Origin of the sequence: Hymenobacter lapidiphilus, assembly GCF_003417065.2 — a bacterium.
Lineage (GTDB): Bacteria > Bacteroidota > Bacteroidia > Cytophagales > Hymenobacteraceae > Hymenobacter.
Window position 1 is genome coordinate 1 of record NZ_QVLT01000028.1, and the last position, 17,686, is coordinate 17,686.

Annotated in this window: 18 protein-coding genes; 10 read left to right on the forward strand and 8 right to left on the reverse strand. The window is 62.3% G+C overall.

Annotated elements, in window-relative coordinates; translation table 11 throughout:
• Positions 1-78 precede the first annotated feature (78 nt).
• Positions 79-684, reverse strand: coding sequence for a peptide deformylase (gene def / locus D0N36_RS14495; protein WP_116942575.1), 606 nt, complete (start codon positions 682-684; stop codon positions 79-81).
• Entirely contained in the window at positions 681-1,091 is a 411-nt protein-coding gene (ruvX, locus tag D0N36_RS14500) for a Holliday junction resolvase RuvX (protein ID WP_116942576.1), read from the reverse strand. The genes def and ruvX overlap by 4 nt, the downstream gene beginning before the upstream one ends.
• A gap of 403 nt (positions 1,092-1,494) precedes the next feature.
• On the opposite strand from ruvX, the gene D0N36_RS14505 reads away from it, so the two are divergent.
• A complete protein-coding gene (locus D0N36_RS14505) occupies positions 1,495-3,177 on the forward strand; it encodes a S41 family peptidase (protein ID WP_116942577.1) in 1,683 nt (560 codons plus the stop codon).
• A 139-nt stretch (positions 3,178-3,316) separates the two neighbouring features.
• Here D0N36_RS14505 and D0N36_RS14510 read toward each other — a convergent pair whose 3' ends face one another.
• A complete protein-coding gene (locus tag D0N36_RS14510; protein WP_116942578.1) occupies positions 3,317-4,288 on the reverse strand; it encodes a transglutaminase-like domain-containing protein in 972 nt (323 codons plus the stop codon).
• Between the two features lie 113 nt (positions 4,289-4,401).
• On the opposite strand from D0N36_RS14510, the gene D0N36_RS14515 reads away from it, so the two are divergent.
• On the forward strand, positions 4,402-5,607 hold the full coding sequence (locus D0N36_RS14515) for a homogentisate 1,2-dioxygenase (protein WP_116942579.1): 1,206 nt from the start codon (positions 4,402-4,404) through the stop codon (positions 5,605-5,607).
• Positions 5,608-5,679: 72 nt separating this feature from the next.
• Here D0N36_RS14515 and D0N36_RS14520 read toward each other — a convergent pair whose 3' ends face one another.
• Complete coding sequence (locus D0N36_RS14520) at positions 5,680-6,870, reverse strand: SMP-30/gluconolactonase/LRE family protein (RefSeq protein ID WP_190242694.1); 1,191 nt, start codon at positions 6,868-6,870, stop codon at positions 5,680-5,682.
• A gap of 533 nt (positions 6,871-7,403) precedes the next feature.
• Between D0N36_RS14520 and D0N36_RS14525 the strand changes: the two genes are divergently transcribed.
• Positions 7,404-7,856 carry an RlpA-like double-psi beta-barrel domain-containing protein gene (locus tag D0N36_RS14525; RefSeq protein ID WP_147320922.1) on the forward strand — a complete coding sequence of 151 codons (453 nt, stop codon included), beginning with the start codon at positions 7,404-7,406 and terminating at the stop codon, positions 7,854-7,856.
• Between the two features lie 115 nt (positions 7,857-7,971).
• Here the strand turns inward: D0N36_RS14525 and D0N36_RS14530 are convergent, their stop codons facing one another.
• Positions 7,972-8,994: a hypothetical protein gene (locus D0N36_RS14530; protein ID WP_116942582.1), complete on the reverse strand. Its 1,023-nt coding sequence runs from the start codon at positions 8,992-8,994 to the stop codon at positions 7,972-7,974.
• Positions 8,995-9,088: 94 nt separating this feature from the next.
• Positions 9,089-9,484, reverse strand: a complete 396-nt coding sequence (locus D0N36_RS14535) for a hypothetical protein (protein WP_116942583.1) — start codon at positions 9,482-9,484, stop codon at positions 9,089-9,091.
• A 158-nt stretch (positions 9,485-9,642) separates the two neighbouring features.
• On the opposite strand from D0N36_RS14535, the gene D0N36_RS14540 reads away from it, so the two are divergent.
• Positions 9,643-11,670: a WG repeat-containing protein gene (locus D0N36_RS14540; protein WP_147320923.1), complete on the forward strand. Its 2,028-nt coding sequence runs from the start codon at positions 9,643-9,645 to the stop codon at positions 11,668-11,670.
• An 18-nt stretch (positions 11,671-11,688) separates the two neighbouring features.
• On the opposite strand, the gene D0N36_RS14545 is transcribed toward D0N36_RS14540, so the two are convergent.
• On the reverse strand, positions 11,689-12,087 hold the full coding sequence (locus tag D0N36_RS14545) for a DUF6799 domain-containing protein (protein WP_147320924.1): 399 nt from the start codon (positions 12,085-12,087) through the stop codon (positions 11,689-11,691).
• 234 nt (positions 12,088-12,321) lie between these two features.
• Between D0N36_RS14545 and D0N36_RS14550 the strand changes: the two genes are divergently transcribed.
• On the forward strand, positions 12,322-12,642 hold the full coding sequence (locus tag D0N36_RS14550; protein ID WP_116942586.1) for a hypothetical protein: 321 nt from the start codon (positions 12,322-12,324) through the stop codon (positions 12,640-12,642).
• Positions 12,643-12,790: 148 nt separating this feature from the next.
• On the opposite strand, the gene D0N36_RS14555 is transcribed toward D0N36_RS14550, so the two are convergent.
• Positions 12,791-14,326, reverse strand: coding sequence for a hypothetical protein (locus D0N36_RS14555; RefSeq protein WP_116942587.1), 1,536 nt, complete (start codon positions 14,324-14,326; stop codon positions 12,791-12,793).
• 172 nt (positions 14,327-14,498) lie between these two features.
• On the opposite strand from D0N36_RS14555, the gene D0N36_RS14560 reads away from it, so the two are divergent.
• From D0N36_RS14560 to D0N36_RS14580, 5 genes are all read left to right on the forward strand, one after another.
• Complete coding sequence (locus D0N36_RS14560) at positions 14,499-15,260, forward strand: hypothetical protein (protein ID WP_116942588.1); 762 nt, start codon at positions 14,499-14,501, stop codon at positions 15,258-15,260.
• 49 nt (positions 15,261-15,309) lie between these two features.
• Positions 15,310-15,594 (forward strand): hypothetical protein, encoded by a 285-nt coding sequence (locus D0N36_RS14565; RefSeq protein ID WP_116942589.1) that lies wholly within the window; start codon positions 15,310-15,312, stop codon positions 15,592-15,594.
• 263 nt (positions 15,595-15,857) lie between these two features.
• Positions 15,858-16,589 (forward strand): hypothetical protein, encoded by a 732-nt coding sequence (locus D0N36_RS14570; RefSeq protein WP_116942590.1) that lies wholly within the window; start codon positions 15,858-15,860, stop codon positions 16,587-16,589.
• Between the two features lie 80 nt (positions 16,590-16,669).
• The gene (locus D0N36_RS14575; RefSeq protein ID WP_092739817.1) at positions 16,670-16,888 is read left to right on the forward strand and encodes a CsbD family protein; all 219 of its coding nucleotides are present in this window, start codon (positions 16,670-16,672) and stop codon (positions 16,886-16,888) included.
• Between the two features lie 140 nt (positions 16,889-17,028).
• The gene (locus D0N36_RS14580; RefSeq protein ID WP_116942591.1) at positions 17,029-17,604 is read left to right on the forward strand and encodes a DNA-binding protein; all 576 of its coding nucleotides are present in this window, start codon (positions 17,029-17,031) and stop codon (positions 17,602-17,604) included.
• The last annotated feature ends 82 nt before the right edge of the window (positions 17,605-17,686 follow it).

Below are 17,686 nucleotides of genomic sequence, written 5' to 3' on the forward strand. Positions count from 1 at the left end.
GTGAACCCGTTATAGACGAACGGGTTCACGCGAGATTCTTCGCTTCGCTCTGAATGACAGTCAGTTTACAGCAAACAACTAGCGCCGGCTGCCGGCCGGGGCGGCGAAACGCATGCGGTAGTCGGCATCCACGTCGCCCTTGCTGATGCGGGCGAGCTTGCCCTTGAGCAGCTGCTTGCGCAGGCCCGAGGTGTAATCGGTGAACAGCACGCCTTCCAGGTGGTCGTACTCGTGCTGAATGACGCGGGCCGTGAGACCCGAAAAGGTTTCTTCGTGGATCTGGCGCTGCTCGTCCTCGTAGCGCAGCCGGATAACCGGGCAGCGCGTTACCCGCTCGCGGATGCCGGGAATGCTCAGGCAACCCTCCTCGAAAGCCCACGGCTCGCCGGTTTCACTCAGCATTTCGGGGTTGATGAAGGCGCGCTTGACGGGGCCCGCCGTGGGCTCGTCCACAATCGGGTTGCCGTCCTCGTCCTCATCCAGCATGGGCGCCGAGTCGATAACGAACAGGCGAATGCTCTTGCTCACCTGCGGGGCGGCTAGGCCCACGCCGTGGGCGTGGTACATGGTCTCGTACATGTTGGCAATCAGCAGGTCGAGCTCGGCCGCCGGGAAGTTGGCGGGCAGGGGTTTGGCGAGGGTTTTCAGTACCGGGTCGCCGAAGGCAACGATGGGGAAAATCATCGGGATTCGAGGTAAGATTGAAGGATAATAGTGGCCGCCACCCGGTCGACAGTGGCCTTGTCGCGGCGGTCCTTTTTGCCCAGGCCGCCGGCCAGCATGGCCGCGTGGGCCATCCGGGAGGTAAACCGCTCGTCGATTTCGTGCACCGGCACAGCCGGGAAATCCTTACGGAGCCGCCGGATCAGGCCCACTACGGCACTGGTGGCATCGGTGGGCTCGTTGCCGAGGGTGCGGGGCATTCCGACCACCAGCGCTTCCAGCGGATCACGCTCGTGGTAGGCTTTCAGGTAGGCCAGCAGCTCCTGGCTATGGATGGTGGTCAGGGGCGTAGCAATCAGCTGGAGCGGGTCGGTAACGGCCAGCCCCACGCGTTTGTGCCCGTAATCAATGGCCATAACGCGCCCCATTGCATCGAAAAAAAGAGTGTGGCGCGGGCCTGCCAACTGGCGGGCTCCGCTCCGCAAAGGTACGACAGACAGCCCGAATCACCCGGCCGGAGTTGGTTATTGGCCACAGCCTCCACACTGCCGTCGGGCGAGCAAAAGCTCCAGTTGAGCGAAAAACAGAATCGTTCTATAATTATAGAAAAACCTTTGTATTGAATAGGCGCTGGCATGTCTCTCTGTTAGGATAAAACACGTAAAAATGGCTATTTATTGACTTAAGATTATAAAAAATTGGATACTTATTCGAAAATCGATATGCCGCTATGTAACGCGCCGGTTTCTTTGAAAAGTTTCAATAAGTTTGGAGAACCGCTCCATGCCTATTGCCCGTTTATTGACTGAACTTCTACTCGCTTAGCGCTTTATGACCTTTCAGCCAAAGCAGCCACCCCGGCCCGATTCGGAGCCCGGAACCCGCAATTGGCGGTGGCAGGTGCGCCAGCCTTGGCTGCTGGGCCTGGTACTGGCCTGTGGCGTGCTGATTGGCGCCAACCCCTTCCGGCCTTCCAGCCAGAACCCCGACCTGACGGCCCGCGGCTACCTCAAGTTCAAGGAAATCCTCAGCTACATCGACCGCGACTACGTGGACTCGGTGAATGCCGAGGAGCTGTCGGATTACGCCATTACCCGCATGCTGGAGCGCCTCGACCCGCATTCGGTGTTCATTCCGGCCAAGCAGCAGCAGCAGGCTTCTTCTTTTCTGCAGAGCGACTACGACGGCATTGGCGTCGAATTCAACCTATTCCGCGACACGGTAACGGTAGTGGCGCCGCTGAGCGAAGGCCCCGCCGAGCAGGCCGGTCTGCAGCCCGGCGACCGAATTCTGGCCGTAGACGGGCAGGCCGTATCGGGCGTGCACTTCGCGATGCAGGACCTGTTTGGCAAGCTGCGCGGCCCCCGCGGCAGCCAGGTTCGGCTGCAGCTGTTGCGCCGGGGCCTGCCCCGGGCCATCACCGTGGCCGTCATGCGCAACCGCATCCCCAATTCGTCAGTCGATGTGGCTTACATGGTGGACAACGAGACCGGCTACCTGAAAATCAGCCGCTTCGCCAGCGGCACCTACGATGAGTTCAAGGCCGCCCTGGGCGACTTGCGCCGCCAAGGCCTAACGCGGCTCGTGCTCGATTTGCGCGGCAACCCCGGCGGCTACCTCGACCGGGCCACCAAAATTGCCGACGAGTTCATCGGAGGCACCAAGAAAATTGTGTACACCGAGGGCAAGGGCGACCAATACGACACCCAGACCTACTCGCGGGTGGCCGGCGAGTTTGAGGACGGCGCGCTGGTGGTGCTAGTAGACGAGGGCAGCGCCTCGGCCTCCGAGGTTCTGGCCGGCGCCCTGCAGGACCACGACCGGGCCCTGCTGGTCGGCCGGCGCACCTTCGGCAAGGGCCTGGTGCAGCAGCCCATCACCCTCAACGACGGCTCGGAGCTGCGCCTCACCATTGCCCGCTACTACACGCCTTCGGGCCGCAGCATTCAGAAATCGTACGGCCATGGGCTGGCCGAATACGAGAAAGAGCTGCAGAACCGGGCCCGCAACGGCGAATATTTCCACGCCGACAGCATTCACTTTGCCGATTCGCTGCGCTACCGCACGGCCCGGGGCCGGATGGTGTACGGCGGTGGCGGCATCATGCCCGACCTGTTCGTGTCGCGCGATACCTCGGCGCAGTCGGGTTACTACCTGAAGCTGCAAAGCCTGAACCTAGTGCGAGAATTCGCCCTCAGCTACTACCAGGACCACAAAGCTGAACTGGAGGCGCTGCGCTTCGAGCAGTTCAGCGAGCAGTTCCGCATCAGCGACGTGCAGCTGCAGCTACTGGCTACCCGCGCAATGCAAAACGGCCTGCCCGCCGACGCCGCCGGCCTGCGCCGCTGCGCACCCCTGCTGCGCACCCAGCTGAAAGCCTACATTGCCCGCAACGCCTACGGCAAGCCTGCCTACTTCCGCGTCCTCAACCACGACGATACCGAGATGCGGCAGGCCCTGAACGCCATTCGTGAGCCCGGCAACACGGCTCTGCTCGGGCTGGCCGGGCAGTAGCGCTTCAGTTGCCAGTGAAGGCACGTCATTCAGAGCGAAGCGAAGAATCTCGCGTGCGGTTGTTGCAGCAACTGTCCAACGATTCACGCGAGATTCTTCGCTTCGCTCTGAATGACGTGCCTTCACTGGCAGCTGAATCCTATTTATCCTGAAAACGGAAGCTATGGCTTACGCCGGCTAGCGGCTGGCCGTCGGCTTCGGCGTAGGGATAGATAAAGTAGTTGAGCGCCGGGCCGTGCTGGCGTGGGGCCAAGGCCAGGTCGCGGCCCCGGCTGAATTCGAGGCGGTTTTCGTCGTGGGCGCCGAAGAAGTAGTTGCGGCGGGTGGGGTTTTTGGCGGCTTCGGAGGCATCGATGGGCACCCAACCGGTGGCGGGAGTGAAGAACTCGGCCCAGCAGTGGTAGCCCTTTACTTCGGCCGTGCCGCGCTCGGGCGGCAGCGGGAAGCCGATGCTGAAGCGGGCCGGAATGCCCAGCGCCCGGCAGTAGCCAATGAACACGGCGTGGAAGTCGGTGCAGTTGCCGCGGCGGGCGTCGCAGGCGTAGTAGATGTCGCCCCGGCCCCAGCCCTGGCCGGTTTTGTCGTACGTAACGGTGCTGACGACGTGCTCATAGATGGCGCGGGCCTTTTCGAGGTCGGTTTTCGCGCCGGCTTTCGCCACTACCTCCTGGGCCCAGAGGCGGATTTTGGGGTCGAGCGGCACGAGGTTATCGGGGGCCAGCCAGCGGTTCAGGTTGGGGTCGGGCGCTTCGGGAGCGGGGCGCGGGCCGGCCGGCAACGACAGGCTGAGGTGTTCCTGGCGAGTGGCTTCCAGGCTCATTTTCACCTCGAAACCCTTGAGTTCTGGCCCCGTGGCCCGCAGGTGCAGGATGCGGTTGCCGTACTCGCCGGTCTGGATATCGTAGGCCACCGGCGCCGTTATGCGCAGCTGGCGCACCTGCTGCGACGCATCATCGTGGGGCACAGGCAGCCATAGCTCCACGGCTTTGGTGCCGGCCGGAGCCGCGGGCACAGTGGCGGTATAGTCGAAGTGAAAGGTGCGGCTGCGGGGCACTGAGGCCGGATTAGAAGGAGCGAGCAGGGCCAACAGTGGCAGCAGAAACGAGAGCATAAAAATGGTAAAGCGCCGACAAAGGTATTCGGTTGTCAGTTGCCAAACCTTGGCAACTCATAAACTTTGTACCTTCACCGACCGGTATTTCCCACCCGAAAGACTCGTTCGTTATGCCTTTTTATCAACGTTTAGGCCAGATTCCGCGCAAGCGACATACCCAGTTCCGGCAGCCCGACGGCTCGCTTTACCACGAGCAGTTGGTGGGTACGCTGGGCTTTCACGGCGTGTCGTCGCTGCTTTACCACCAGCACGCACCCACCGAAATCCGGCGCGTGGGGGCGGCCCGGCCTTTTGCACCCAAGCTACTCAAAGACCGGCCGCTGGCCCCGGCCCACCTGCGCACTCTAGCCCAGACCAGCACCGGCGGCGACTACCTCGAAGCCCGCCAAACCATGCTCGGCAACTCCGATGTGACAATGAGCGTCTGCAATCCGACGGAGAAGCGCATGGATTACTACTACAAAAACGCGCTGGCCGACGAGGTGATTTTCGTGCACGAGGGCCGCGGCGAACTGTGGAGCCAGTTGGGTAAACTTGCTTTCGAGCCGGGCGACTACATCGTGATTCCGCGCACGATTATCCACCAGATGCACTTCGAGGAAGGGCCGGTGCGGCTGCTCATTATCGAGTCGTTCAGCCCGGTGGAAACCTGCCGGCGCTACCGCAACCACTTCGGGCAGCTGCTGGAGCACGCGCCCTACTGCGAGCGGGACTTCCGCACGCCCTCGGAGCTGATTGAGAACGACGTGCGCGAGTCAGGCGAGTATGAGGTGCGGATCCAGAAAGACGGCCAGCTCCACTCGCTTTTCTACGGCAACTCGCCCTTCGATGTGGTGGGCTGGGACGGCTACTTCTACCCTTACGCCACCAGCATCCACGATTTCGAGCCCATTACCGGCCGCATTCATCAGCCGCCGCCGGTACACCAGCAGTTCGAGGGCAACAACTTCGTCATCTGCTCCTTCGTGCCCCGGCTGTTCGACTATCACCCGCAGGCCATTCCGGCCCCCTACAACCACTCCAACGTCGATTCCGACGAGGTGCTGTACTACGTGGCCGGCAATTTCATGTCGCGCCGCGGGGTCGATTTGGCCTCGTTCACCTGGCATCCTAGCGGCATCCCCCACGGGCCACACCCCGGAACGGTGGAGGCCAGCATCGGCAAAAAGGAAACCCACGAACTGGCCGTTATGCTCGACACCTTCCGGCCGCTCTACCTCACCGAGGCCGCTTTGGCCTACGAGGATGAAGGCTACCCGCTCAGCTGGCGCCCCGAAGCCCACAACCCGCCTAAAGCAGCTGATATGATGGATTAGGGAGGTATTTCACCCACTGCGGGACACTGCGGGACACTGCGTGAAATGCTAAAAGGTACGGTAGCCGCCCCCCTACTTCCCCACCGGCAGCTTGAAAATGTGGTAGTGCTGGTCCTGCTGGCCGACGCCCTGGTTCCAAGTAGCCGTTTTGTGGATGGCCGAGTTGGTGACGTAGAGCGTGCGGCCATCGGCGGAAAAGGCAAACGTATCGGGCCACTCCAAGCGCGGGTCCTGCACTACGGTTTCTATTTTGCCATCGGGGGTGCGCCGCTTGATGGAGTGGTCTTCGAAGGCCGATAGGTAAAGATTATTCTGCGCGTCAAGAATCATCCCATCGGAGGCCGGCACCTTGCCTAGGTCTTCAATTTGGGCGGCCAGCTGGGCATCGGTAAGGGCCGGGTTGCGCAGGGCTTCGGTCTTGATGCGGTAGAGCGCGTAGCTGGTCAGCGGCTTCCAGTACAGGTATTGGCGGTCGTGGCTCAGGGCAATACCGTCGGCGTTGAACTGGCCCTGCTTGCCGGTCGGGTCCACGAGTAGCTTGCCATCGGCCTTGATGTTGAGCGTGGTGTCGCCGAGCATGGACTTGTGGCGCGCCAGCAGCTGCCGCGACTTGCCCGTTTTCAGGTCGATAACCACCAGGCTGCCAATGCCCGACTCGGTGATGTAGGCGTACTGGGCCTCGGGGTCAACGCGCACGTCGTTGAGGTAGGATTTGCCGGGGGCCACGTTGGCGGGAATGGCAATGTTCTGCACCACTTTATCGGTGGTCGGGTCGATTTTAACCAGTTTGGGGCCGCCGGCCACCGTGCCTTTGATACCGGGCGAGGCCGGGTCGAGCACCCACAGCATCCCGTTCGGGTCGACGTACACGCTCTGGGGGCAGATCCAGTGTTTCTGGGGTTCGTTGCGCACCGTTTCATCCCACTTGCACCATTCAGCGTCAGGGTAAGGCGTCAACGAGTTACCGGGGCCGATTTCGGCCACCGGGGCCACCGGGTTGTTGTCCCAGCGCGGAAAGTCGCCGAACATGCGACCATCTGGCAGCACGGCCACGCCCACAATCTGCGGCTCCCGGAATTGCGCCACTATCTGCAGCGGTGAACCGGCCGGGGCAACGGGGGCAGCTGCGCCCAGCGAGTCGGCTGCGGTGGCAGGGCCGGCGCCCACGTTGGGCTCGGAAGAAGGTGCGGAACAGGCACCCAGGCAGCCCAGTGCCAGCAAGACTGCGGCGCGGGCAGGCGCAAAAAACGAGTGGGGGAGCATAGGAACGCTAGTTAGCCGGAAAGTGCGCCGGCCACGGCAACAGTGGTCGACCGCATACAATACGGGGCCTGCCGCACCAGGTTTAGCCGCTGGAAGGAACCTTAATCGTCCCGCCGCCGTATGGGCGTTCCGTTGTTCCGCAACCAGTTGGCAGCGCTTTAGGATGGGGTTGCAGCGCGCCAACCCTACTGGCACGCCAGAAAGGCCCATTTATGGTTGTTCCATAAAAAGCGCTTATCTTTGGCCCCTTCAAACAGAAACAGCATACTTAATACAACTAAATCATCAAATTGTATTAATTTATGCCGATTTTCTTCCTCTGTTGTCTGCTTTCGGTCTTTAGGCCGCAACCATAGATAAGGAAACACCGAAATATTTCAAAAAAGGTGTTTTTGCCCTTTTGCCGAGTCGGGCCGGCTGCCTACCCTCTCCAGGCCAAGCGAGAGTTCACTGACCCTATTGCCATGTCCATTGCGTTACTCCTGCTGACTTTCCTCTTCCCTCCCCGTACTGTTTCCTCAACGGCGTTGGCCTTGCCCTCCACCGTTGCCACCCTGAGCCCCCGTCCGGTAGCCGTGTCGCTGCCGGTGCTGCCCATCAAAAAGGCACCTGAAATGCTGTCGTACAAAGTTACGGCTACCACCTACTGGCCCGAAGTGGGCCAGACCGACGACAACCCGATGGAAACCGCCGACGGCTCCATCATTCCCCAGCGCCATTCCAGCAAAACCCGCTGGGTAGCCGTATCCCGCGACTTGCTCAGCAAGTGGGGCGGACCGTTTAAGTTCGGTGAAAAAGTCCGCGTTACCGGCCTCGGCAACGGCCTCGATGGCGTGTACATTATTCATGACACCATGAACCGGCGCCACCGCCATTGCGTGGACGTACTGGTGAGTGAGCAAGAATGCAAAAACGGCCTCGAAGGCCGTTGGACCGGTATTCAGCTCCAGAAATATGCCCCTAAGCCTGCTTGGCAGGCAGGTTGATCTGAGCTTAGTGCTTGGTTGACAGTGCTTAGGCGCTGTCGTTTTTTGGCCTGCTGGTACTCCGGCCAATAGCTTCGGCTCACTGCGCTTTTGCGGCCCGCTTTCCTTTTTGGCCTCACTCCTCGCCCTCTGGGTACCGTGGCAGGTGCCGGGGCTGGTCGTGCGCGTCGTACAGGTAACTTAGCGGGCGGTTCGGGTCGGCCATAATACGCTCAAGCGGAATCTGCCAGCGCTTCCACATTTCCAGCAGCGACTGGGCGTAGGCACTATTTTCCCAGGGATTGAAAATGGCCCCGGTTACGTCGTCGATGAGCGAATCCATTACTACCTCCTGGTCGCCCGGCTTCAGGGCGCGGGGGAAGTAGTCGGGCACCACATTGAGCAGGTAGGCGGCATAGTACACGCGCGCCTTGAATTCGGCTACCTGCACCGGGTGCAGCGGCCGGCGGGCATCGGCATCGACGCGCCGCATGGCCTGCCCGATGATGCCGTTATCGACCAGACAGGCCACCAACACGGTTTCATCGAGCTTGATGCTGAAGGTCAGCGTGCTCAGGTCGTCATCGTACTCGAAGGGCAACTCGTCGTGGGTGGCGTCGGTTTCGAGCACGAATATCGAGGCGGGCGCGAAATCGTCGTAGCTGATGGGTACGCGCAGGGCCTGCAGGGGCTGGAAAAAGGCCTGGAAACGGCGCAGCATCTGGGCGTTTTCGGCCAGCGGGTACTGCGGCATAGCTAACGGGTCCTGCTGGTTGATGAGCTCGGTTATCAGAATACCGTAGAACATCTTGCCCAGCCACAGAAACAGTGTCTGCTCATCCAGTTCGCGAAACCCGCGCACGCCCTGCCGACTGACGGCCTCCACGTGCGCTTCTAACGGCTCGACGTGCCGCGTGCGGCAACGGGCACAGCAGGCAATGCGCAACTCCGGATAGGTAACAATGCGCAGGTCAAGCAGCCTGATGGGCCGCTCGCGCAGCTGGTAGCGGTCCATGAGCCAGTCGGCGAAAACCGGAACCGTATCCTGGGGCGGCGTGGTGGGGGTTCCGCACAAAAAGCACGCCTCCGGCCCGAAGCGCATGCCGTCGAATGGTTCGTAAAGGGTCAGGTCGGCGACGAAGGGAGCAGAGTCAGACATAAAATAAGCAGCAAGCAGAGGCGTAAAGTTACGTCGGCGGCTGCCCGAACCCACTCATCCTCGGGCACGGCGTGCCGAAGGATGAGCGGGTTTTTTACTTTGACAGCTGCGAGCCGAGCTTCATCAGGGTTTTGCCAAGCTGAGCAAGCGGCGTAGCATAGTCGTTGGAGGTTTCTTCGGCCACCTTACTGGTTTCGTTGCCCAGCGAGGCCAGCGTTTCGGCCAGGTCGTGGGTATCGGTGTCTGACGAGGACAACTGCTTATGCACCAACTGTAGCTCCTGGGTTACTTTGGCCAGACCAGCGCGCTCGGTCGCCTTCAGCACTTCAATCCAGCGGTCGATTTCGGCCAGCGCCTGCCCCACGTCGGGCAATTTGGCGCCCAGCAGGCTAAGCGTGTCGGTAAGCAGGGCCGAGTTCTGCTCATCGGTAACGGTGAGCGGTACAGAAGGGGCGGGCTGGTTGGCAGGGGTGGAGGCGGTGGAATCCATAGGAAAGGCAGAAAAGCGAAAGAAACGACATAGATGAACTACCCGGCTATACTTGCCCGTGGCCCGAAAAGTTGGCGCATCCGGACGGCGGCGGCCTGCGTACCCTACCTTTGCACCGGCCTGTTTGGGTCGGAAAGTTGCGGCCACACCGCTTGTTCATGCTGCATCAGTACCAATCTTCCCCGTTTTTCTCACCCATCCGTCAGAAGCAGTTTGAGGCCATAGCCGCCGCGCTGGCCGCCGAAGCCGGCGCGCCGCCCACGCTGCTGCTGGGCCAAGTGCCGCTGCCGGCCGGCGAGGCCCCCATTGATGCGCTGCTGCTGCGCCCCCGCAGCCTCACCATTGTGCAGCTGCTGCCCGCCGGCGGCGAGCTGGAGCTACCCGACCTGCGCACCGGGCCCTGGTACCTCGACGGTACGCCGCTGGAGCTACCGACCCCCGAAGCCGATGAAGCCGACAACCCATTTGCCCGCTTCGAGCGGCAACGAAGTGCGCTGGCAGCTTTGCTGGGGCCATACCTGCCGGCCGAAGCGGCCAACCTGCACTTTATAACCGGGCTGGTCCTGTTCAGCGCCCCCGTGCAGTTCGGGCCCACCGTAGAGGCCCGCATGGGGGCCGTACCGGCTGCCTCCACCTTTCATCTGCTGCCCGACCCGAGCCGGTTTACGCGCCGCCTGGCCCAGCTGGCCTCGCCCGAAATCGACCTCACGCCCACCGACTTCGAGCAGGTAGCTGCCCTGCTTACGGGCGTGGAAGGGCTGGTTAGCGCCCCCACACCCGGACCGGCCGAAACGGCTGCGGCAGCCGGGCCACCAATGGCCGCCGGCATCCACGAAGCAGAACCTACCGGCTCCGGCGAGCAGCTGGGCAAGTGGGCCGGGCAGCTGTGGCGCTGGCTGGGGGCCGAAGACGTGGCCGAGCTCGACCGCACCTCTACCGGCTACGAAATCGACATTGACGCGCATTACCAGGAAAAGCAGGAGCTGGAGGCCCTGCGCCAACAGATGCAGCAGGAAGTGCAGCAGCAGCTAAATGCCCTCGAAGCGCGTGAAACCGCCCGCGAGCAGCGCATGACGGAGCTACAGGAGCAGTTGCAGGCGGCCCCGGTTGCGCCCGAAGCGCCCCACTTAGCCTCCCTCCTGAGCGCCGAGCGGCAGGAGAAACAGGCCCTCGAAGCCTCCATCGACCGCCACCGTTCCGACCTGGAGGCCCGCAACCAGGAGCTGGGCCAGAAAATCGGGCAGCTCGAACAGCTCATCAGCCAACTGGCCACGGCTCCGGCCGGAACTCCGGCGGCCAGCCCCGCCCCGGCGGCACCCCGCCCGGTAGCCGACAACAGCCTGCCCGCGCCCACACCGCACCTGCCGCCCTCGGTTGCCGCAACGCAGCTCACCGCCAGCCAGCCAAGCGCCTGGGCCAGCTATTGGGCCCGGGCGCAGGCTATTGACTGGAAACGGTTGCCAGAGCAGGGCCGGGCTACTATTGGGGAGCAGCTGGCGGCCCTGCCACCCCGCACCCGCTACGTGGCGCTGGCCGGTGGAGCGGCCCTTATCCTGGCCCTGGGTGTAACCCGGTGCAGCCCCGAAGAACCCATACCATTCGAGCATAATGGCCAGTACGGCCTCTTGCAGCCCGGCGGCGACACGCTGCTGCCCGCCCGCTACGCCCGCATCAACGAGTTCCGGGAGGGCCGGGCGATAGTGGAGCAGGATGGCGTATCCGGGTTCGTGGCCGCCGACGGAACGGAAGTCATCAAGCCGGCCTACGATGCCTTGTATCCTTACGCCGACGGATATGCCCGGGCCCGGGCCGGCGAGCTGTACACGTTTCTGAATGAAGGCGGCGAGGAGTTCAACTCGTTTTACTACGCCGCCCGCGACTTCTCGGAAGGCTACGCGGCCGTGCTCACCGCCCAGGGCTGGCACTACATTCAGGGGCCCGAGGAGCCCGCCGCGCCCGTTATCTTTCAGGAAGCCTATTCCTTCGACCAGAAGCTGGCCCGCGTGAAAACAGGGGGCTACTTCACCTTCATCGGCCCAGACTACCTGGCCGACACCACCGCCGGCAGCGCCCCTTTCGGCCGCTACGCCAGCGCCACCGACTTCGACGACCGGGGCCGGGCGCAGGTGACGCAAAACGGCCGCATCTTCTTTATCGACCGCCAGGCGCAGGAGGCCGGGAAGTAGGGCCGGCGGTGGCCCACGCTAATCGTCGTGGCGCTTGCGCTTGTACTTGCCTTTGCCTTTCCACTTTTTGCCCGACCAGAACCCCGAGCGCCCCTGCCCGGCCTGGGTAGCGGCAGGGCCGGGGCTGTGCAGCGTCAGCCGGCCGCGGCTATCGGGTTCGGCGCGGGCGGCCTCGCCGAGCATAGTGCAGCCCTGGCCGTCGCGCAGCTCGGTGCGGCGGCCGTCGCGCTCCACCACCCAGCCGTCGCGCGTAACGCGGCGGCCGTTGGGCAGCTGCACATCGTGGGGCATGGGCCGGACTTCGCCGTTGCGAACCACGAACATAGTACCGTCGCGCCGCTGGAAACCATCGTTGGCCTGGGCCGCTGCCAGGTGAGTTAGTAGAAAACAGGCAAATAAGAGCAGGCAAAAACGCATAGGGAGCAGGCAAATGGTGGCTGCCGGCCGGGGCGGCGGCCCTTCCATACGGCGAAGTCGGCTAGGAGTTGAAAGATTCGGTATGAGGCGGCCCTGACGGAACGATCCGGACAGCGCAACACAGCGAGTCCGATAAAATTCTTCCGGAAGCGGGTTACTTTTTTCGGTCACGCTTATAAAAACCTGTCCGACAGGCCGTCGGTATCCATTTCTTCCCTTTTGATTTCTACTCCGATGAAAACCCTGTTCAAAACCCTCTTCGTTGCCGCTGCCGTTACGCTCTCCGCTGCTTCCTGCACCGAGCAGAACCAGGAGAATGCCGAAGCCAACACCGAAGCTGCCGCTGACAATGCCGCCGTAGCCACCGATGACGCCCTCGAAAACGCTGGTCAGGCAGTTGAAAACACGGCCGAGAATGCCGCCGCCAACACCGAAGCCGCCGCTGAAAAAGCCGCTGCCGAAACCAAAGCTGCTGCCGACAAAGCCGACAACAAAATGGATGCCGCCGCCGGCGACGCCAAAGCCGAAATCAACGCCGCTACCCGCACCAACTAGTAGCGCGCCCGGCGCTTAGCCGCCAGCGCGGGATAAGCTGCCTGGCCGGCTGAAGCGAAACGAAGGACCTTATTACACTGAGACGAGTCGTTTTTACGGCCGCTGCAGTGTAATAATGTCCTTTTGCGTTGCGCAGCCGAGCCGTTTTTTAGGCTCGGGGCTCCGATTCGGGGGCGTTGGCCAGCTCCAGCAGCACGCTGTAGTAAGGCTGGCCCGTGACCTGCGAGCGAAGCCAGCTGAAGAAGCTCAGGGCCTGCAAATCTTCCTGGCCCAGCGACACGAACGACGGAATCTGGAGCAGGCGGGCGGCGAAGGCGGGGCAGCTGGCGGTGGCCGGATCGTCGATAAGCTCGCCCACCAGCTGCAGGTAGCTCAGCACGGTCGAGTAGCCGCCGCCGCCGGCCCCGAACCGCTCCTTCAGTAGCCGCTCGATGGCCCGTAGGCGGTTGTGGGCCAGGTCGGGGTTGCCCAGCTCGAACTGGATCAGCATTTCGCCCATGCCGCGGTTGATAACCCACTCGACGCCCATTTCCTGCTCGCAGTAGTGGTCGGTGCGCCCGATGGCCTGCAGCGTTTGGTTGGCTTTCTGAAACTGCCCTTCGGCAAAGTAGTGGAAGCCCAGGCCCAGGCGGCCCGTCAGCTCTTCGCGGGGGCTGAGCGGCAGCCGCAGCATCTGTTCAAGCAAACAGATGCTCTCGGAGTTGCGGCGCAGAAAGGCGTAGTTGGCGGCCAGCAGAAAGGTGTAGCGCGGCCACATAGCCGCCCGCAGCAGGCGCGGACCGGCTTCGAGCAGCGCCCGCAGCCGCTCCAGATACTCCACCGACTCGGTGAAGCGGCGGGTGCGGTACAGGGCGTGGGCAATCATCAGCAGCAGCCCCAGCTGGGCCTCGCGGTGGGCCGGCCGGAAGCCGTGGCGCTTCTCCATCAGGTGGTAGCAGCGCATCACGAAGGGCGCAAACGAGGCGTAGTCGCGGCGCACGAGCATGGCCGCGCGGGTAATGGACATAAGCCGCAGCAGCAGCGCGGGCCGGCGCGCAAAGGCCTCCTGCAGGTCGTACTCGCGCAGCACCTGCTGCAGAATCTCGTCAAACGACTCGGCGGCCCGACCCTTCAGGCGCGAATGGCGCAGACGCTGGCGGATGAGGCTGTCGGCAATGTTGGCCCGCTCCTCCTCGTCGGCGTCCTTTTTGTTGAGGTTGCGCTGGCGGATGATATCGTCGAGCGGGTCGGCGTGGGGGCTGTGGGCGCGGGCTATCTGGAGGTTATACACGGCGTTGAGCTGTTCGTACTGCTCGTTGGTGCGGGCCAGCTTTTCGGCCTTGCGCAGCGTGCTCCAGGCCAGCCGCTCGATGCCGGCCTCAAACAGGTACTGGGCCAGCGTGAGCAGCCCGCGCACCGAAGCGGCCGCCGTGGGGTCTTGCTGGTGCTGGCGCAGCAGCAGAAAGTCGAGCAAGTGGCGCAGCAGACGTTTGCGCAGGGCATAATAAGCTACGGCGTTGGGCTCGTTGGGGTAGAGACGGGCCAGCAACTCGGGGGTGGTATGCTCGCGCGACTGGGCCAGCAGCTCGTAGAGGCGCACATCCATGCGGCCGTTCTGCTTGCGGCGCTGGCGCTGAATAAATTGCCGAAACTCCTTGTGGTCGTCGGGCGAGAAGGTGGCAAGCGTGGTGCGCAGGTCGTCCATGAGCGGGCGGAGCTTTCTAAAGTCTAAATCTATTGCTATAAACCACTGATTTACAAACGCATTTATTGTAACCAGCGGCGGCTATCGGGTCTAAATATAGAACATCCTGGTTGCAACTAAGCGTGGCTGAATTGGCATCTTTCCGGAGAGTTTCACCCTAAGCCCCGCTACTATGCTCCCTCGTTTACTCAGCTTACTACTGCTGCTGCTGGTTTCAGCCTTCGCCGCGCAGGCCCAGGATGTGCTCACCAAGCAATCGGGCGAAGAAATTGCCGTGAAAGTGCTGGAGATTTCGCCCACCGGCGTAACCTACCGCCGCACCGACAACCCCGACGGACCGCTGATTACGGTGCGTAAAACCGACGTTTTCATGATTCGCTACGCCAACGGCACCAAGGAAGTATTTGACGTAGGCAACGCGCCCCGGTCGTTGCCGGCCGGACCGCCCGCACCAGCTGGCCAGACCTACTCCGGTCCCGCCGTACCCGGCGACGAGCTCCTGACCGAGCCCACCGTCAACCTCGGCGGGCCGCGCATCGGCTTCACGGTGCTCACGGGCGGAGCGGCTGATAAGGCCCGCAAGGACTTTAAACTCAACCCCTTTCTCACGCAGTTCGGCTGGCAGTTCGAAACGCGCATCTTCCGGCTTTCCTCGGGGCTGTCGGGGTTGGTTGAGGTGGTACCGCTGATTGGCGGGCTGGAACAGGGCAAATTTATCCCCAGCCTGAATGCGCTGGTTGGCATCCGCGGGCCCAAGGGCTTCGAGTTCGGCCTAGGGCCTAACATAACGCCGGCCGGCGCCAACATTGCCCTGGCTATCGGCACTTCATTTAAGGTTGAAGACGTTAATTTTCCGGTAAACCTGGCTGTAGTGCCCGGCAACGGCGGCGTGCGGTTCAGCCTGCTGTTGGGCTTCAACTACCGCCGCCGCTAAGGGGGCGGGCGTTTTCACCGTTTCTCGTCTTTCCTTATTTGCGGAGGCTATGCACCCCTTGTTCTGCCTGCTGCTGACTACCACGACCCTGCTGGGGGCCAGCCGGGCCCAGGTCCAGCAGCCTCCTGCCGCCGTAGCCGATTCGGCCGCCGTACAGGCCGTGCCCCATGCCCTGGGTACTGCCGACGTGATTGTGCGCACCAACGGCGACGAGCTGCCGGCCCGGGTGTTGGGCGTTACGCCGCAGGTAGTGCGCTACCTGCCGCCGCCGGACCTGCCGGGTTGGTGGTGGGCAGCGCGGTGGCCCTCAGTCCGCCGTTGCACCTCAGCCTGAAAGCGCCTGCTCCGGTACTACTCCAAGACCCAGACTACTACAAGGGTTACTACCAGCAGGCTAAAAGACGCAAAGCAGGCAAAGCCACTCTGGGCTTCGGACTCGGCGCGGCAAGCCTCACGCTTGTACTCGCAATAGTCAGCAGCACTATATTTAGTGGCAGCTTGCTGAATTTGTATTAAATCCGCCGCTATGCAAGGCGCAGCCCGGCGTCATAGCGGCGCACATGTATTATAGGCCCTAAGCCCTCATTTGAAGAAACCATGCGTACCATATTCTTTTCCCTGCTGACGACCACCGCACTGCTGGTTGCCAGCTTCAGCCAGGCCCAGCAGACTCCCGTCGCGCCCGACTCGAGCACCCGGCCGGCAATAAGTCCGGCGGCCCGCACGGGAACGGGCACTGCCACCGACGTGATTGTGCGCACCAACGGCGACGAGCTGCCGGCCCGGGTGCTGCGCATTACGCCCCAGCTGGTGCGCTACCTGCCCCTGCCCCTGCCGCCACCCACCGACTCGCTGGGCCGAGCCACGGCCGCCGATACGCTGCAGCTGGCTGCCACCGACGTGTTCATGATTCGCTACGCCAATGGCACGCGGGAAGTGCTACGGGCAACTTCGGCTCCGGCGCCCGGCACCAGCTTGGTGGGCTTGAGCACGGCGCAGCGCACCGCGCTAGGCCGCCAGGACAGCAGAAAGTATTACAAGCCCGACAAGGGAGTATTCTGGGGCACGTTTGGGGCTACGCTGGTACCCGCCATATACGGGCCCGTTGGGGGCATTATAACGGGCTCGGTAATGGCGCTTACCCCGCCCCCCCGCCGCAACCTGAACGCGCCCGAGCCCGCCCTGCTCGACGACCCGGCCTATTACAATGGCTACCGCAAGCAGGCGCAGAACCGCAAGCTGGGCAAAGCCGCCGCCGGTTTCGGCACCGGCGTAGCCGTGGGCACAGTGATACTGCTGTACCTGCTCAGCACAATTACTCACATCTAGTGGCAGCGCGCAGCAGTGGAGTTCAACCTTAGGCCACGCTAACACGTAAAGCAGGTATCTTCCACCCTAACCCTACCATTATGGACGCTAATAACAACGGCATCGACGACAGCACCGAACTCCGCGCCCGCGGCAACTGGAACGAAATCAAAGGCCAGACCAAGCAGAAGTGGGGCAACCTCACCGACGACGACATGGACTATGAGGAAGGCAAGCAGGATGAGTGGTTCGGTAATCTGCAGCAGAAAACCGGCGAAACGATGGACGACATCAAGCACTGGTTCCAGCGCACGTTCTAGCCCACTGCAATAGAATATACCTGCAACGGCCCACTGCTCCTGCAGTGCGTTGCAGGTATAAGCCAGCTTGTTTATCTTACTGATCGTAATTATATCAATATTTTATTTAACTTTATTAGTAAAAAGCTATATTTCTCTCTATGCTGACGCTGCCGGAAGAACTACGCACCCTGGGTAGCATGGCCTTGCTGGCTTTGTCTAAAACGGTGTTTTTGTGTTCTCGCGCCTATCCGGCAGCCATTGAGCGCGACACCTACCGTTGGGCCATGGAGCAGCGGCAGCAGCGGCGCTGCATTGCGTCAGGGTTTCATTCGCGGCTGGAGCAGACGGTATATCATTTTCTGCGCCAGGCACCCGAGCAACCCATCTTGTACGTGCTAGGGCGGGGCATTCAGCCAAATACGGCCTCTGAGCACGAAGCCGACCTGAAACGGGGACATTTGCTATTCATCACTCCTTTCGAGCCCGAGGTGAATGCCGTGAGCTTCGAAACAGCCGCTATTCGCAACCTGCTGCTGGCCGACATGGCCGACGATTTTTTCATTCCTTACATGACCCCCGGCGGCAATCTGGCGCAGTTGATGGCCGACTCCATGGTCCGCGATAAGCCCCTGCTCACGCTCGATGTACCCGGCAACGCTGCCCTGGCCCACCCGGGTGTGCGCGTATACCGGCCCGATTGGCTGCTGAACAGCCGCCGCCGGGCCACCTTTTAGAGTGTCTTGCCGTAAGAGGTCGGGTAGCCGGGCAAAGGCTGCCGGTTTGCCCGGCCACCCTGTGCCCGGCAGGCCTTTCTGT

Bases quoted from the DNA above. Each gene is read 5' to 3' on its own strand.
- def (WP_116942575.1), bottom strand. From the start codon at position 684: ATGATTTTCCCCATCGTTGCCTTCGGCGACCCGGTACTGAAAACCCTC.
- ruvX (WP_116942576.1), bottom strand. From the start codon at position 1,091: ATGGGGCGCGTTATGGCCATTGATTACGGGCACAAACGCGTGGGGCTG.
- D0N36_RS14505 (WP_116942577.1), top strand. From the start codon at position 1,495: ATGACCTTTCAGCCAAAGCAGCCACCCCGGCCCGATTCGGAGCCCGGA.
- D0N36_RS14510 (WP_116942578.1), bottom strand. From the start codon at position 4,288: ATGCTCTCGTTTCTGCTGCCACTGTTGGCCCTGCTCGCTCCTTCTAAT.
- D0N36_RS14515 (WP_116942579.1), top strand. From the start codon at position 4,402: ATGCCTTTTTATCAACGTTTAGGCCAGATTCCGCGCAAGCGACATACC.
- D0N36_RS14520 (WP_190242694.1), bottom strand. From the start codon at position 6,870: ATGCTCCCCCACTCGTTTTTTGCGCCTGCCCGCGCCGCAGTCTTGCTG.
- D0N36_RS14530 (WP_116942582.1), bottom strand. From the start codon at position 8,994: ATGTCTGACTCTGCTCCCTTCGTCGCCGACCTGACCCTTTACGAACCA.
- D0N36_RS14535 (WP_116942583.1), bottom strand. From the start codon at position 9,484: ATGGATTCCACCGCCTCCACCCCTGCCAACCAGCCCGCCCCTTCTGTA.
- D0N36_RS14540 (WP_147320923.1), top strand. From the start codon at position 9,643: ATGCTGCATCAGTACCAATCTTCCCCGTTTTTCTCACCCATCCGTCAG.
- D0N36_RS14545 (WP_147320924.1), bottom strand. From the start codon at position 12,087: ATGCGTTTTTGCCTGCTCTTATTTGCCTGTTTTCTACTAACTCACCTG.
- D0N36_RS14550 (WP_116942586.1), top strand. From the start codon at position 12,322: ATGAAAACCCTGTTCAAAACCCTCTTCGTTGCCGCTGCCGTTACGCTC.
- D0N36_RS14555 (WP_116942587.1), bottom strand. From the start codon at position 14,326: ATGGACGACCTGCGCACCACGCTTGCCACCTTCTCGCCCGACGACCAC.
- D0N36_RS14560 (WP_116942588.1), top strand. From the start codon at position 14,499: ATGCTCCCTCGTTTACTCAGCTTACTACTGCTGCTGCTGGTTTCAGCC.
- D0N36_RS14565 (WP_116942589.1), top strand. From the start codon at position 15,310: ATGCACCCCTTGTTCTGCCTGCTGCTGACTACCACGACCCTGCTGGGG.
- D0N36_RS14570 (WP_116942590.1), top strand. From the start codon at position 15,858: ATGCGTACCATATTCTTTTCCCTGCTGACGACCACCGCACTGCTGGTT.
- D0N36_RS14575 (WP_092739817.1), top strand. From the start codon at position 16,670: ATGGACGCTAATAACAACGGCATCGACGACAGCACCGAACTCCGCGCC.
- D0N36_RS14580 (WP_116942591.1), top strand. From the start codon at position 17,029: ATGCTGACGCTGCCGGAAGAACTACGCACCCTGGGTAGCATGGCCTTG.